This window comes from Streptomyces sp. NBC_00122 (assembly GCF_045160845.1).
Lineage (GTDB): Bacteria > Actinomycetota > Actinomycetes > Streptomycetales > Streptomycetaceae > Streptomyces.
The window spans coordinates 6029496-6044355 of record NZ_CP108191.1 but is presented as its reverse complement, the minus strand read 5'-3'; the positions used below and the strand labels follow the sequence as shown (position 1 = coordinate 6044355).

General features: G+C 71.0%; 9 protein-coding genes. 6 read left to right on the top strand and 3 right to left on the bottom strand.

Annotated features, from left to right (window positions below):
- Positions 1 to 192 precede the first annotated feature (192 nt).
- Together OG737_RS27650 and OG737_RS27645 are read left to right on the top strand one after the other, a co-directional pair.
- Positions 193 to 2979 carry a SpoIIE family protein phosphatase gene (locus OG737_RS27650; protein ID WP_328928928.1) on the top strand — a complete coding sequence of 929 codons (2787 nt, stop codon included), beginning with the start codon at positions 193 to 195 and terminating at the stop codon, positions 2977 to 2979.
- 120 nt (positions 2980 to 3099) lie between these two features.
- Entirely contained in the window at positions 3100 to 4245 is a 1146-nt protein-coding gene (locus OG737_RS27645; RefSeq protein ID WP_328928927.1) for an extracellular solute-binding protein, read from the top strand.
- Between the two features lie 51 nt (positions 4246 to 4296).
- On the opposite strand, the gene OG737_RS27640 is transcribed toward OG737_RS27645, so the two are convergent.
- Positions 4297 to 5088 carry a DUF2785 domain-containing protein gene (locus OG737_RS27640; RefSeq protein WP_328928926.1) on the bottom strand — a complete coding sequence of 264 codons (792 nt, stop codon included), beginning with the start codon at positions 5086 to 5088 and terminating at the stop codon, positions 4297 to 4299.
- A 237-nt stretch (positions 5089 to 5325) separates the two neighbouring features.
- Here OG737_RS27640 and OG737_RS27635 point away from each other — a divergent pair, with 237 nt between their 5' ends.
- The 3 genes from OG737_RS27635 to OG737_RS27625 all read left to right on the top strand — a co-directional run bounded on the left by OG737_RS27635 (position 5326) and on the right by OG737_RS27625 (position 9481).
- Positions 5326 to 5688, top strand: coding sequence for a three-helix bundle dimerization domain-containing protein (locus OG737_RS27635; protein WP_328928925.1), 363 nt, complete (start codon positions 5326 to 5328; stop codon positions 5686 to 5688).
- A gap of 6 nt (positions 5689 to 5694) precedes the next feature.
- A complete protein-coding gene (locus OG737_RS27630) occupies positions 5695 to 6684 on the top strand; it encodes a polyphosphate kinase 2 family protein (RefSeq protein ID WP_328928924.1) in 990 nt (329 codons plus the stop codon).
- Between the two features lie 64 nt (positions 6685 to 6748).
- Positions 6749 to 9481: an HAD-IC family P-type ATPase gene (locus OG737_RS27625; protein WP_328928923.1), complete on the top strand. Its 2733-nt coding sequence runs from the start codon at positions 6749 to 6751 to the stop codon at positions 9479 to 9481.
- On the opposite strand, the gene OG737_RS27620 is transcribed toward OG737_RS27625, so the two are convergent.
- Positions 9470 to 11491 carry a SpoIIE family protein phosphatase gene (locus tag OG737_RS27620; protein ID WP_405922109.1) on the bottom strand — a complete coding sequence of 674 codons (2022 nt, stop codon included), beginning with the start codon at positions 11489 to 11491 and terminating at the stop codon, positions 9470 to 9472. The genes OG737_RS27625 and OG737_RS27620 overlap by 12 nt on opposite strands.
- Positions 11492 to 11793: 302 nt before the next feature.
- On the opposite strand from OG737_RS27620, the gene OG737_RS27615 reads away from it, so the two are divergent.
- Positions 11794 to 12525: a class I SAM-dependent methyltransferase gene (locus OG737_RS27615; protein ID WP_328928921.1), complete on the top strand. Its 732-nt coding sequence runs from the start codon at positions 11794 to 11796 to the stop codon at positions 12523 to 12525.
- 83 nt (positions 12526 to 12608) lie between these two features.
- Here OG737_RS27615 and OG737_RS27610 read toward each other — a convergent pair whose 3' ends face one another.
- The gene (locus OG737_RS27610) at positions 12609 to 14504 is read right to left on the bottom strand and encodes a DUF6777 domain-containing protein (RefSeq protein WP_405922108.1); all 1896 of its coding nucleotides are present in this window, start codon (positions 14502 to 14504) and stop codon (positions 12609 to 12611) included.
- Positions 14505 to 14860 lie beyond the last annotated feature (356 nt).

The following is a 14860-nucleotide window of genomic DNA, read 5'->3' as shown; positions in this document are numbered from 1 at the left end:
CGCCGGCTCCTCGCGCCGGCCGATGGGCCGCCCGGCCGACGGCCCGATGACCGATGGCCGGCGCCTCTCACGCGGATCGCTCCTGCTCGGGCGGCCTTCTCGCTCCCCCGCTGCCGATGACCCCCAGAGGTTAGAAAATGGACTATGAGCGACTTCCTGGAACCCTTCCGGCGTTGGCTGCTCCGATCCCCCATGAGCTCTTCCTCTCTCCCTCGGCGCCCGCGCTCAGGACGCCACCAGGAACATCAGGAGCAGGCCCGGCCGCCCAAGGTCAGGACGCCGCGGCCGCAGCGCCTGTCCTCCCTGCTGAGCGTGCAGAGCGTGGCCGGCGAGGTGTTCCTCCTGCAACTGGCCGTCGTGGTCCTTCTCGTCGCCGCCGCGGTGGTGGCCCTCGTGGTGCAGGGCCGGAACGCGGCCATGCTGGACGCCCGGCACCGTACGCTCGCCGCCGCCGGAACGTTCGCGGAATCCCCGGGGATCGTCGAGGCCCTGCGCAGTCCCGATCCGAGCGCGGTGCTGCAGCCGAGCGCCCAGGCGGCCCGGAAGATCGCCGGGGTCGACGGCATCAACACCTACTCGCTCGACGGGGTCACCCTCACCCACAGCGACCCGCGACAGATCGGGAAGCACGTCGTCGGCCCCTTCTCCAAGGCGGCGGCGGGAAAGTCGTTCACCGAGACGTTCGAAGGGTCCCTGGGGCAGTCCGTGGTCTCGGTGGTCCCCGTCAAGGACGACACGGGCCGCGTCATCGCCATCGTCTCCTCCCCGGTCACGGTCCAGAACGTCCAGGGCATGGTGAACCGGCAGCTGCCGGTCGTCCTCGGCAGCGCGGCCCTGGTGCTCGCCCTGTCCGCCGGCGGAACCGCTCTGGTGAGCCGCCGGCTGCTGCGCCGGACCCACGGCCTGGGGCCGGCCGAGATGACGAGGATGTACGAGCACCACGACGCGGTGCTGCACGCCGTACGAGAGGGCGTGCTGATCGTCGGCGGCGGCGGACGGCTGCTGCTGGCCAACGACGAGGCGCGGCGGCTGCTGGACCTGCCGGCGGACGCGGAAGGGCGCCCCGTCACGGACCTGGACCTGGAGGAGGGAATCACCGAGCCGATCGCATCGGGCCGTGCGGTGACCGACGAGCTGCACATGGCCGCCGACCGGCTGCTGGCGGTGAACATCCGGCCCACCGCCCCCTACGGGCAGGCCGGGACCGTCGTCACACTGCGGGACACCACCGAGCTGCGGGCACTCTCCGGCAGGGCCGAGGTGGCCCGCGAGCGGCTGAAGCTGCTCTACGACGCGGGAGTGCAGGTCGGAACGACGCTGAACGTGGAGCGCACCGCGGAGGAACTGGCGGAGGTGGCGGTCCCGCGCTTCGCCGACGTGGTCACGGTCGACCTGCTGGACCCGGTGCTGCGCGGCGAGGAGCCGCCCGAAGCGAGCACCGAGATGCGCCGCACCGCCTCCGTCGGCCTTGAGGGCGCCCACCCCCTCTACCCCATCGGCAAGCTGATCCGGTTCGTTCCCACCAGCCCCATGGCCGCCGGACTGGCCGGCGGCCACGCGGTCCTGGAGGCGGACCTGCGCGCCACCCACCACTGGCGGGCCCAGGACCCGGCCAACGCCGTGCTGATCCTGGACCGCGGCATCCACTCCATGATCGCCGTGCCCCTGCGGGCCCGGGGCGTGGTGCTGGGGATGGCCGGCTACTGGCGGGGGCAGGACTCCGCGGCGTTCGACGAGGAGGACGTGTCCTTCGCCGAGGAGCTGACCGCCCGGGCGGCACTGTCCGTCGACAACGCCCGCCGCTACACCCGCGAGCACACCATGGCCGTCACCCTGCAGCGCAGCCTGCTGCCCCGGGGCGTACCGGAGCAGTCCGCGGTGGAGGTCGCCCACCGCTATCTGTCCGCCCAGGCCGGGGTGGGCGGTGACTGGTTCGATGTCATCCCACTGCCCGGCACCCGGGTGGCCCTGGTGGTCGGCGACGTCGTCGGCCACGGTCTGCACGCCGCCGCCACGATGGGCCGTCTGCGCACCGCCGTGTACAACTTCTCCACCCTCGACCTGCCCCCGGACGAGCTCCTGAGCCACCTGGACGAGCTGGTCGCCCACATCGACGCCGACGAGCAGGAGTGGCAGGGGATCACCGGAGCCACCTGCCTGTGCGCCATCTACGATCCCGTCTCCGGGCTGGTGACCGCCGCCACCGCCGGTCATCCGGGCCCCGCCCTGGTCCGCCCCGACGGAACCGTCTCCTTCCCCGAGGTGCCGGTCTCCCCGCCGCTGGGCCTGGGCACGGGCATGCCCATGGAGACCATGACGCTCACCCTGCCCGAGGGCTCCCGGCTGGCGCTCTTCACCGACGGGCTGATCGAGAGCCGCGACCGCGATCTGGACGCGGGCCTGACAGCGCTGCGCGCCGCCCTGGAAGGGCCCGCCCGCACCCCGGAGGAAACCTGCACCGCGGTGATCGACGCGATGCTGCCCACCAGGCCCGGCGACGACATCGCGCTGCTGGTCGCCCGCACCCGCCGACTGGACCCCGAGCGGATCGCCGAGTGGGACGTGTCTCCCGACCCGGCGGCGGTGTCCCCGGTACGGAACGCCTGCGCCCGCCGACTGGCCGACTGGGGCCTGGAGGACATCACCTTCACCACGGAACTCATCCTCAGCGAGCTGATGACCAACGCCATCCGCTACGGCACCGAGCCCATCCGGGTGAGGCTGCTGTACGACCGCAGCCTGATCTGCGAGGTCTCCGACGGGTCCAGCACCTCCCCGCACCTGCGCCGGGCCGAGGCCACCGACGAGGGCGGCCGCGGCCTGTTCCTCGTCGCGCAGTTCGCCGAGCGCTGGGGCACCCGCTACACGGCTCGCGGCAAGATCATCTGGAGCGAGCAGGCCCTCCAGGACGGGGCCGCACCGTCCGGGACGGATCTGGGGGAGGCGCTCCTGGCCGGGTGGGACGACGAGGCGCTCTGAGAACGCGCCGGTACGGCAGCCGCAGGGAAGGGGGCGGACACACCTGCTGGGACTGCGCTGCCGAGGCCGCCGAACGTACGCTGGCCTCGACAGTACGCGACCGCCCGTTATGGAGCCTTTGTGCCCGCACCCCGTCTCCGGAAAGCCTCCGTCGCCGTCTGCCTGGCCCTCGCCGCGGCGCCCCTCGGCGCCTGCGGAAACGCCCCCACCGCCGCACCCGCAAAGCCCGCGGTGGCCACCTCAGCCGCGGACGCCGGCGGCGCGGAGGCACTGACCGCAGCGGCGAAGAAGGAGGGCTCGCTCAACACGATCGCGCTCCCCCGCGACTGGGCCAACTACGGCGCACTGATCGACGGCTTCGAGAAGAAGTACGGGATCAAGGTCGCGGTGGAGAACCCGGAGGGGTCCAGCCAGGACGAGATCAACGCCCTGAAGGAGCACAGGGGAGCGGGCCGCGCCCCCGACGCGATCGACGTGGGGGGCTCGTTCGCGCAGTCCGCGGCCCGGCAGGGCCTGCTCGCCCCGTACAAGGTCGCCGCGTACGACGAGATCCCCAAGGAGCAGAAGGACCCGCGGGCCCGCTGGGCCAACAACTACGGCGGCTACATCTCGATCGGCTGCGACGCCAGCCGCGTCAAGATCTGCCCCTCGACCTTCGCCGATCTGCGCAAGCCCGAGTACAAGGGCCAGGTCTCGCTCAACGGCAACCCCACCAAGTCCGGCTCCGCCTTCGCCGGCGTGTATGCGGCGGCCCTGGCGAACGGGGGTTCCTTCGACGACATCCAGCCCGGTATCGAATTCTTCGCCGAGCTCAGCAAGAACGGCAATTTCATCCCGGTCGAATCCACCCCGGCCACGATCGAGAGGGGCGAGACCCCGATCAGCATCGACTGGGACTTCCTCAACCTCGGATACGCCGACGAATTCCGCAGGAAGGGCTCGGACGTCGACTGGCGGACAGCCATCCCCTTCGACGGCAGCTTCGCCGAGTATTACGCGAGCGCGGTGAACAAGGACGCCCCGCACCCCGCGGCGGCACGTCTGTGGCAGGAGTACCTCTTCAGCCCGGAGGGCCAGAACCTCCGGCTCGGCGCCTACGCACGCCCCGTCCTCATGGACGCCATGGAGAAGGACGGCACCCTCGACAAGGCCGCCGCGGAGAAATTGCCCACGGTCGAGGGCACGCCGACGTTCCCGACCGAGGCGCAGACGGCGAAGGCGAGGGAGACCGTCAACCGCGGCTGGGCCAAGGCCGTCTCGGGCTGAGGACCGGGGCGGCCCCGGCCGGGCGTGCGCCGGCCCGGCCGCGGGCCGTGGTCACCGTTTGACGATCAGATCGAGGACCTCGGCGATACGCCCTTTGACCGCCTCACGGTGGTGAAGGGCGTCCGGCGCCGACTCGGCGCTCGGCCGCACGCCCCGGTCCGCGAGGACGTAGAGCAGGCGCAGGGTGCGCAGGCAGTTGGTGAGGTGCGCGGGTACCGGAGTCGTGATGCGGTCGGCTCCGAAGCGGGCGGCGATCGGGTCCAGCCACGCGGTCGCGTCGCGCTCGCTCATGTCGGGCCGGGTGAGGATACGCGCGACCGCCTTCCCCAGCCGGTCGTCCTCCAACTGGCCGAATACGTGATCGGTACGGGCCGTCAGCCGCGCGGCGGCGAGGTCCAGCATCCGCGCCGGCTCCACCTCGGAGTGACAACCGAACCGGCCCAGCAGGTCCGCGCCGTGCGCGACCGCGTGGAGCCAGCCGAGCTTCTCGTCGTGGCCTCGCAGGTCCTTCTCCATCGGGTACCAGCGCTCGAACGCGTCCACCCACCCGGCCCTGAAGTCCCCCTTGCTCACGAGCATGTCGAGCACGAGCGGGGCGAAGGTGCGGGCCTGGACCTCCCGGTCGGCGAAGCGGGCAGCCATCTCGTCGCCCAGCTCCAACCGCCGGGGTGCGTCGATCACCCCGCGGGCTATCCAGGCCGAGAGGACGGAGTAGGGCGCTCCGTCGCGGATCAGCGGATCGGGATCCGCCAATGCGCGGGAGAGCCCTCGCACCAGTTCTTCCATGGGACGGTCGGCGGGCACGGCGCAGTCTGCGGCTTCGATACTTGTCCAGTCGATCACGGCGGGCAGGATAGATCCACAGTGCTCTGCCGCGCCGCGAATTGTGTTGCCGAGTCCCCTCGATCAGTGGCCGGACGCGGTGCCGGCGCCTCCCTCCGCGGCTCCCGCCCCGGCCTGAGGGGGCGATCTTGTTCAGGCGAGCAGACAATGAGCGCGAGGGATCCTGTCGCGTCTGTGGCGGGATGTGCGGTTCTGCGATCCGGTGGTCGTGGGGCATGGGTTCGGTGAGGTGCGGCCATGGCGGTCGAAGAGCAGACTCCTCACATCGCCGCATGCCTCCCCGTCGGCGGCTTGAGCGGCCACCCCGGGCCGGTCGAGGGCGCCGGTCCGGCACGGCCTCCGACCGTCCCGCCGCCGGGCTCACACGAGCAACTGGTGTCCATCCGGAACATGGTGGCGCGGCTGAGGGCTGCTTATCCCTCGGTCGACGCGGTCACCGTCGAGGCGACGGTGAAGGCCGCGTACGACTCGTTCCGCCAGGCCAGGGTCAGGGCCTACGTGCCGATCCTGGTCGAACGCCGGTCCCGCAGCGAGCTCCGTGCCGCTTGCCGCACCGCTGCGGGTGAGGCCATTACTCACCCCGGACCCGCGGAGGACTGATAGGTGATGTCGGACGAGAGAGCCGAACGCATCGCGGATTTCATCGCGCCGCTACGGGTGCGACCGGGGTCGAAAGTGCGCCTGGAGCGGGACTTCGATCCTCGCTACAAGGCCGGTCTGAAGAAGCGGGACGGGATCGAGCTGCTGCAGACCGGGGTGTCGCTGCTGGCCGAGTACCAGGAGCGACTGGCCGCCCAGGACACGTACGGAGTGGTGCTCTGCCTCCAGGCACTCGACGCCGGGGGCAAGGACGGGACGATCCGCCACGTGATGAGCGGCGTCAATCCCCAGGGCGTACGGGTCAGCAGCTTCAAGGTGCCCTCCGCCGAGGAACTCGACCACGACTACCTGTGGCGCTACGCGCAGCGGCTGCCCGCGCGCGGCGAGATCGCCATCTTCAACCGCTCGCACTACGAGGAGGTCCTCGTCGTGCGGGTCCACCCCGAGATCCTTCTTCGGCAGAGGCTGCCGGAGATCGCAGGTGGGCGGGGCCTGTGGGACGGGCGCTACCGGGAGATCAACCGTTGGGAGCGGTACCTCACGGACAACGGGTTCAAGGTGGTGAAGATCTTCCTGAACCTGTCCAAGGAGGAGCAGCGCACCCGGTTCCTGAAGCGGATCGACCGGCCGGAGAAGAACTGGAAGTTCTCCGCGGCCGATGTCCGGGAGCGGCGCCGGTGGGACGACTACCAGCACGCGTTCTCCGACATGCTGTCGGCCACGAGTACGAAGTGGGCACCGTGGTACGTCGTGCCGGCGGACCGGAAGTGGTTCGCGCGGATCTGCGCGGCGGCGATCCTCGCGCACACCCTGATCGACATCGATCCTCAGTACCCCGACGTCGGGGACGAGGCGCGGAAGGACCTGCTCGTCACCAAACGGGACCTGGAGCGGGAGGCCCCTGCCGGGGCACCGGCCGATCCGTACGCCGACCGGCATCCGTCGGCCGCGCGGGCCACCGGGCGGAGAGGCCGGCGGAAGAAGAAGCGGGGCTAGTACCTGTCGGAGCGGCGCGCGACCGGCCCGGACGCATCCGTGGCCACGGATCGGAGGCAGGACGATGACGGTGCGTTCGAATGCCGTGGGAGAGCAGCCTCGGGCCTCTGGGGACGGCTGGTACTCGCACGCTCCCGAGGAGGTCGTAGCCGCGTTCGGTGTCGATCCGGCGGTCGGTCTCTCCGCAGGACGGGCCGCGGAGCTCCTGACCGCGCACGGCCCGAACGCGCTGCCCGAGGAGAAGGGGCCTGCGGCCTGGCGCCGGTTCCTCAAGCAGTACCGCAGTTACATGCAGATCGTCCTTGTGGCCGCGGCGGTCGTCTCGCTGCTCATCAAGGAGTGGACCACCGCGATCCTGCTGATCGTCCTGACCCTGCTGAACGCGGTCGTGGGCCTGCGCCAGGAGGGCAAGGCCGAGAGCGCGATGAACGCGCTGCAGTCGATGATGAAGACGACGGCGCGGGTGCGCAGGGACGGGACGGAGGCCGAGATCCCCGCCGAAGAGCTTGTCGTCGGCGACATCGTGCTCATCGCCGCCGGGGACCAGGTGGCGGCGGACGGACGCATCATCGAGGCTAGCGCCCTGCAGATCGACGAGTCGGCGCTCACCGGCGAGAGCGTTCCCGCCTCGAAGGACGTCGACGCACTCCCGGGCCCGCTGCCGGCACCCGGCGACCGGACGAACATGGCGTTCATGAACACCCCGGTCACCCACGGCAGCGGCGTACTCGTCGTCACCGCGACCGGTGCCGCGACCGAGGTCGGCAAGATCTCCGGGATGCTGGCGACCACCGAGAAGGAGGTGCCGCCGCTCACCAGGGAGCTCGACACCCTGACGCTGTGGATCACGGGGGCGGCGGGCCTGACCATGATCGTGATGTTCGTCCTGGGGCGGCAACGGGATCAGGCTTGGGACGTCCTGTTCGTCAGCGCGGTCTCGCTGGCCATTGCCGCCATCCCCGAGGCCCTGCCGACCGTGACCCAGGCGATCCTGTCCGTCGGCAGCCTCAACCTGGCGAAGCGGAACGCCATCGTCAAGGAGCTGCCTTCGGTCGAAACGCTGGCGTTCACGTCGGCGATCAACTCGGACAAGACCGGCACCCTGACCATGAACCAGATGACCGCCGTCGAAGTCGTGAGTCCCACCGACCGGTACACCGTCTCGGGTAGGGGCTACGGGCTCGACGGGAAGATCCACCATGCCGCGGGTTCCTCCGCCGGCATCGAGGACGCGATCCTGCCGTACGTGGTGGCCAGCGACGCGAAGCTGGTCGACGGCGCGGTGGTGGGCGATCCCACCGAGGGCGCGCTGCTGGTGCTCGCGCACAAGGCCGGGCTGGACATCGACGCCACCAGGGAGGGCCTTCCCCGGATCGCCACGCTCCCGTTCGACCCGGAATACAAGCTGATGGCCACCTTCAACTCAGCGGTCGACGCCTCCGGGCGGCAGGTCGTCCGGTGCTTCGTCAAAGGCGCGGTACCGGCGGTCGTGGCGCGGGCCGCCACCGCGCTCGCGGCGGGCGAGACCATCCCGTGGGACGCCGAACTGGTCGCGCGTGCCGAGGCGCAGACCGAGCGGATGGGCAGCGAGGGGCGCCGGGTGATGGCGGCGGCCACCCGTGATCTGGACCCGGCCGGCTTCGAACCTGACGGCGACCTGCTCGCCTACGTCACCGAGCTGCGGATGACCAGTCTCGTCGGCATGGTCGACCCGCCCCGTGAGGACGCGAAGGCCGCCGTGGCCGGCGCCCAGGCGGGGCACATCCGGGTCCGCATGGTGACCGGTGACGACGTCACCACCGGTGCGGCGATCGCCCGGCAGCTCGGCATCCCCGGCGAGGCGGTCCTGGGCGCCGATTTCGCCGCCATGAGCGAGGACGAGCAACTCGCCCGCATCGACGGCATCGGTGTGGTGGGGCGCGTCGCGCCGGAGCACAAGGTGCTGCTCGCCGACACGCTCAAGAAGAAGGGCGATGTCGTGGCGATGACCGGGGACGGTGTCAACGACGCGCCCGCCATCAAGGCCGCCGACATCGGCATCGCCATGGGCAGCGGCACGGACGTGGCGAAGAACGCCGGACGCATGGTCCTCTCCGACGACAGGTTCGCCACGATCGTCTACGCCGTGGAGCAGGGCCGGAGGATCTACGACAACCTCACCAAGTACATCCGGTTCGTACTTCTCCTGCTGGTCACCTTCGTCCTGACCTTCCTCGGGGCCACCGTCTTCAACATCGCCGCCGGTGAGCCCTTCACCCCGCCGCAGGTGCTGTGGATCCACTTCGTCGTCAACGCCTCGTTCGGATTCGCGCTCGGCTTCGACCGGGAGAGCCCCGGGCTCATGCGGCGCAGGCCGCGTCCGCGAGGTGAGTCGGTGCTCACCCGGCCCGTACTGATCACGGTCGGGCTGGCGGGGCTGGCGATCACCGTCGTCCTGCTCGGACTGATCAAGCTCGGCCCGGCCCGCTTCGACAGCGCCGGGACCGGACAGTCGATCGCATTCACCGCCTTCGCCCTCTGTCTGATCGTGGCCGCGTTCGAGTGCCGCAGCGAGAAGCATTCGGTGCTGACGACGTCCACCTTCGACAGCAGGCAGATGAACTGGGTGGCACTGGCCCAGTTCGTGCTCGCGGTGCTGGTGACCCAGATGGACGGCTTCCGCCGCATCCTCGGGACGACCCAGATCAACGCGCGGCAGTTCGGCTGGGCGCTGCTGGCCGCCCTCGCACTTCTGCTCCTGTGGGAACTGGGCAAGCTCCTGGCCCGTCGGTCGGCAGACGCCGTCTCACGCCGCTGAGGCGCCGTCGATGGCCTGCTCCGTCCAGATGGTCTTCCCGGTACTGGTGAACCGGCTGCCCCAGCGGTCGGTGACCTGGGCGATGAGGAAGAGGCCACGTCCGCCCTCGTCCGTCTCCCGCGCGCGGCGCAGGCGCGGCTGGGTACTGCTGGGGTCGGACACCTCGCAGACCAGCACCCGGTCCCGGATCAGCCGGAGCCCGACCGGGCCGCCCGCGTAGCGGATGGCGTTCGTGACGAGCTCGCTGACGACGAGCTCCGTCACGAAGCCCAGGTCGTCCAGCTCCCAGTCGGACAGCTGGCCCAGCACCAGCTCACGGGCGTGCGCGACGAGGGACAGGTCGGCTTCGAGCTGCCACTCGGCGACCTGGTCGGACGAGAGCGCGCGGGTGCGGGCCAGCAGCAGGGCGACGTCGTCGGCGGCGGGCTCCCGAGGCAGCACCCCGTCGACGATGCTCTGGCTGATGTCGCCCAGGGGCCCGCTCGGGTCCGCGCCGGCGAGCGAGGTCCTCAGTCTCTCCATCCCCTCCTCGATGTCGCCGCCGCGGCTCCCGACGAGTCCGTCCGTGAAGAACGCCAGCATGCTGCCGGGCGTCACACCGAACTCGGTCACCTCGAACGGCATTCCGCCCACGCCCAGCGGCGGTCCCGGCGTCATGCCGACGAAGTCCGGCTCCTCGCCGGGCGACAGCAGGGCCGGCGGCGGATGTCCCGCCGTGGCAGCGGTGCAGTGTCTGGTCACCGGGTCGTAGACGGCGTACAGGCACGTCGCTCCGAGCACGGCCGGCTCGGAGCCGACGTCGCCGCTCGTCTGCTCGCTGGAGAAGCCGAGCACCAGGTCGTCGAGGTGCGTGAGCAGCTCGCCCGGATCCAGGTCGAGGTCCGCCAGGGTCTGCACGGCGGTCCGCAGTCGCGCCATGGCCGCGGTGGCGTCGAGTCCGTGGCCGACGACGTCTCCGACGACGAACGCCACGCGCAACGACGGCAGGGGGATCACGTCGAACCAGTCCCCGCCGACTCCCACGCCGCCGCTCGCCGGCTGATAGATCCCCGCGGCGTCCGCGGCAGGGGTGTTCAGGGCGGGGTGCGGCAGCAGGCTCCGCTGCAGGGCCACCGCCGACCGGTGCTCCCTGGTGTAGCGGCGGGCGTTGTCCAGACCGAGGGCGGCCCTGGAGACGACGTCCAGCAGGAGGGCCGCGTCCTCCTCGCTGAATGCGGACGGCAACTGGCTGCGCCAGACCGTGACGCAGCCGAGGACGAGGCCTCGCGCGTAGAGCGGCACCGCCACGGACGAGTGCGCCTCGCTCGGGACGAACAGCAGCAGGCTCTCGGCATCCACGCCGAGCGCCGAACGGAGAGCGGAGACGTCGGACACCAGCACGGGCCGTCCGTCCATGAGGGGGCGCATCAGCTCACTGTCCGGTACGGGAGGTAGCGCCTCTCCGACCGGCAGGAGGTCCTCCGCGGATATCCCCGGACTCTGCGCGGCGGCGGCCCGGCGCAGGCGGACATCACCGCTGGCGGCGAGGTGCGGCGGCTCGTCGCCCACCAGCACCGGCTCTGCGAGGTCCACGGTCGCCAGGTCGGCGAAATCAGGGACGAGCAGATCCACCAGCGTCTCGGCCATGCCCGTCATGTCCAGGGAGGCCCCGATGGTGGCGGCCGCGGCGCGGGCCAGCCCGGCCCTGCGTCGCTCCGAGTCCCGCTCGGCTGTTTCCGCCGCGGTTTCGGCCTGCGTGACCAGCACCAGCCACCGCTCGCCGGAAGAGGGTGCACCTGCGGACCGCGCCCCCAGCCGGACCACCTGGAACACCGAACCGGCCTGCTGACCCGCTTGGTCCCCTCCGGGCACTGTCAGCAGGCGCCCGCCCGGCCCGGCTTCCGTTCCGCTGGGCGGAAGCAGCGCCAGCAGAGGAGCACACAGCTGGCCCGGTGAACAATCCAGCAGCGTCGCAGCCATCCGGGAGCAGGCAATGACCAAGCCCTCGTCGTCCAGTACGACCGCTGCCATGTCACTGACGGACGCCGAGGCCTGACTCGGGCCGCCATGGTCCGTTTCGCGCATGTCGCCTCCACGCAGCGTGTCTTCAGTATCGCTCCCGAGGGGCCGCCCGGCGACCGGGACCGCGACCGGACGGTGTGTCGTGCGCCTGCCCGGAGCCGGCCCGGGAAGGGCGGCGCTAAGGTCCGCGTAGGCGGCCGACCGGCCGGGCGGAAATGGGGTGCGGTGCTGTGACGCGGCAGGGCGACGGTCACGACACGTGGGCCGTCGGCGCAGCGTACGAACCGTACATCGGGCGGTGGAGCCGGGCGGTGGCTGCCGAGTTCGCGGGCCGGCTCGGCGTGGCCCCGGGTGAGCGCTGGGTGGACATCGGCTGCGGTACGGGCGCGGTCTCCCGGGCAGCGCTGGATGTGGGCGGGGCCGGCGAGGTGGTCGGCGTGGACTCCTCGGCGGGGTACGTTCACCACGCCCGTCGCCTGGTGTCCCATCCCCGCGCGCATTTCGTCGTCGGCGACGCCATGGCCCTGCCGGTCCCCGACGCCGTGGCCGGCGCCGTCGTCAGCGGGCTGACGCTGAACTTCGTGTCCGATCCGGCGCGAGCCGTGTCCGAAATGGCGCGCGTCGCGCTGCCGGGCGCCGTCGTGGGCGCCTACGTGTGGGACTACGCCGAGGGCATGCAGCTCATCCGCCGCTTCTGGGATGCCGCCGCATCACTCGACGACCGGGCACGCGATCTGCACGAGGGGACACGCTTCCCGCTGTGCCGGCCTGACCCGCTGCGTGCGCTGTTCGCCGGCGCCGGCCTGACGTCCGTGCTCGTCACGGCGATCGACGTACCGACACGCTTCCGCGACTTCGACGACTACTGGTCACCGTTCCTGGGCGGCCAAGGACCCGCCCCGGGTTACGCCGCCGCGCTGCCCCCGGATCGGCGCGCCAGGCTGCGGGAGCGTCTGCGTACCTCCCTCCCCGCTGCCTCCGACGGGTCGATCCCCCTCACCGCCCGAGCCTGGATGGTCCTGGGCCGGCACGGGGCCGGATGATCGCCGGCACCGCGCGACCGCCCGGCCGTGCCCGGGGGGCGGGCGAGGTCGGCCGGTCGGGTGCTCGAACAGTCAGGTCGGAATCATCCGGACTGTTCCTCGTTGCCCGACTGCGTGTCGGAGTCCTGGTTCTGGCCGGTCTCCGGGTTCTGGTTCTGGTTCTGGTCCGGGACCTTTTCCGGGCTCGTGTCCGGCACCTTCTGCGGGCTCGTGTCCGGCTTCTGCTCCGGCTTCTGCTCCGGCTTCTGCTCGGGCTTCGTGTCCGGCACCTTCTGCGGGCTCGTGTCCGGCACCTTCTCCTGCTTCTGCTCAGGCACCTTCTGCGGGCTCGTGTCCGGGACCTTCTGCTCCGGCTTCTGCTCGGGCTTCGTGTCCGGCACCTTCTGCGGGCTCGTGTCCGGCACCTTCTCCTGCTTCTGCTCAGGCACCTTCTGCGGGCTCGTGTCCGGGACCTTCTGCTCCGGCTTCTGCTCGGGCTTCGTGTCCGGCTTCTGCTCCGGCTTCGTGTCCGGCACCTTCTGCGGGCTCGTGTCCGGCACCTTCTCCTGCTTCTGCTCAGGCACCTTCTCCGGCTTCGTGTCCGGCTCCTTCTGGGGGTTCTGCTCGGGCTCCTTCTCCGGCTTGGTGTCCGGCTTCTGCTCGGGCTTCGTGTCCGGCTTCTGCTCGGGCTTCGTGTCCGGCTTCTGCTCCGGCTTGGTGTCCGGCTTCTGCTCCGGCTTGGTGTCCGGCTTCTGCTCCGGCTTGGTGTCCGGCTTCTGCTCCGGCTTGGTGTCCGGCTTCTGCTCGGGCTTCGTGTCCGGCTTCTGCTCCGGCTTCGTGTCCGGCTTCTGCTCCGGCTTCGTGTCCGGCTTCTGCTCCGGCTTCGTGTCCGGCTTCTGCTCCGGCTTCGTGTCCGGCTTCTGCTCCGGCTTCGTGTCCGGCTTCTGCTCCGGCTTCGTGTCCGGCTTCTGCTCCGGCTTCGTGTCCGGCTTCTGCTCCGGCTTCGTGTCCGGCTTCTGCTCCGGCTTGGTGTCCGGCTTCTGCTGCGGGTTCTGCTCGGGCTCCTTCTCCGGCTTGGTGTCAGGCTTCTGCTCGGGCTTGGTGTCCGGCTTCTGCTCCGGCACCTTGTTCGAGTCCTGGTCAGGCACCACCTTCGGCTTGGTGTCCGGCACCTTTCCGGGCTCCTGGCCCGGGACCTTCTCCGGGTCCTGGACAGGGGGCCTCTCCATAGAGTCCTCGCGGGGCAGGGGCAGGACCGGGTACGGCGAGTCGGGCTTCTGGCCCTTGGGAGGAGGCACCTCGTGGTCATGCCTGCCCTGCGCGTCTCCGCTCGGGCGCACGTACCATCCCTTGCGCTCCTGGTCGAACATCGTGACGGTCTTCACCGGCTTCTCGGCGGGTTTGACCGCAACGAGGCCGGAGGGCCGGAACGACGACCACTGCTTGCCGCTGTACGTCTGCTTGCCCTTGACGGCGACGGGCGGGGCCAGCGGGTTGCCGCAAGCGCAGCGCACACGCGGGACACCACGGTCGTCGACCAGGACGGGCGTGCCCGCCTGCAGGATCGCCTGATAACCGACGGGCGCGTCGTTCTTGTACCCGTGGTTGGTGACCCGCGTGTCCCAGGCCAGCCGAACGGGCGTCAGTGACCGCAGATAGGCGGGGATCTCGGGCTGCTGGATGCGCAGCGGGGCGGCGAAGGCCTTCCCCTTGGCCGGGTGCTGCCCCAGGAATTTGATCTGCTTCTCGACGTCGCAGCTCGCGACGTTCCGTGTACCTCCGTACAGCCCCGGGTACGCACCGTTGACCTCGAGCGTGCGCGCGGCGTCCGTCGACTTGGCAGCGGTTACGGGCATGACCGCGACGGTCGCGGACTCCGTGGCCGTCGACGGGGTGAACGGATCGGGGCCGGCCGCCGAGGTGGCCTGGAGGAAGACCTCTCCCCCGGCTGCCTTGTTCCCGCCCAGGACGGTGAAGCCGAGGACCACTGCCGTCGCCATGACCACCACGCCGCTGGCGCTCAGCACCGTCTTGCGCGACCGCCACCCGCGAGCAGAGCCTCCGCGATGCCCGCCCTGCTTGTCCGGCTCGCCCGGCTCACCCGGCTCGCCGCTTACGGTCGGCGGGCCAGGAGGCCCCGGCGGGGGCGGAGGCCCCGAGGGCGGAGGCCCCGGCGGCGGGGGATGCTCGTTCGTCGGCCGATCGGACAGCGGACCGGACGGGGGGCCGGTGGGGCGCTCGCCCGGAGGAGGTAGGGAACTCACGACACTCTCCCCCCGAGGCAGGACATCGGGAAAATGGTGGTTGTTCGCATCTGCGCGCTCCTTACAGCCATTATGGCCTCCGCGTCCTGGAG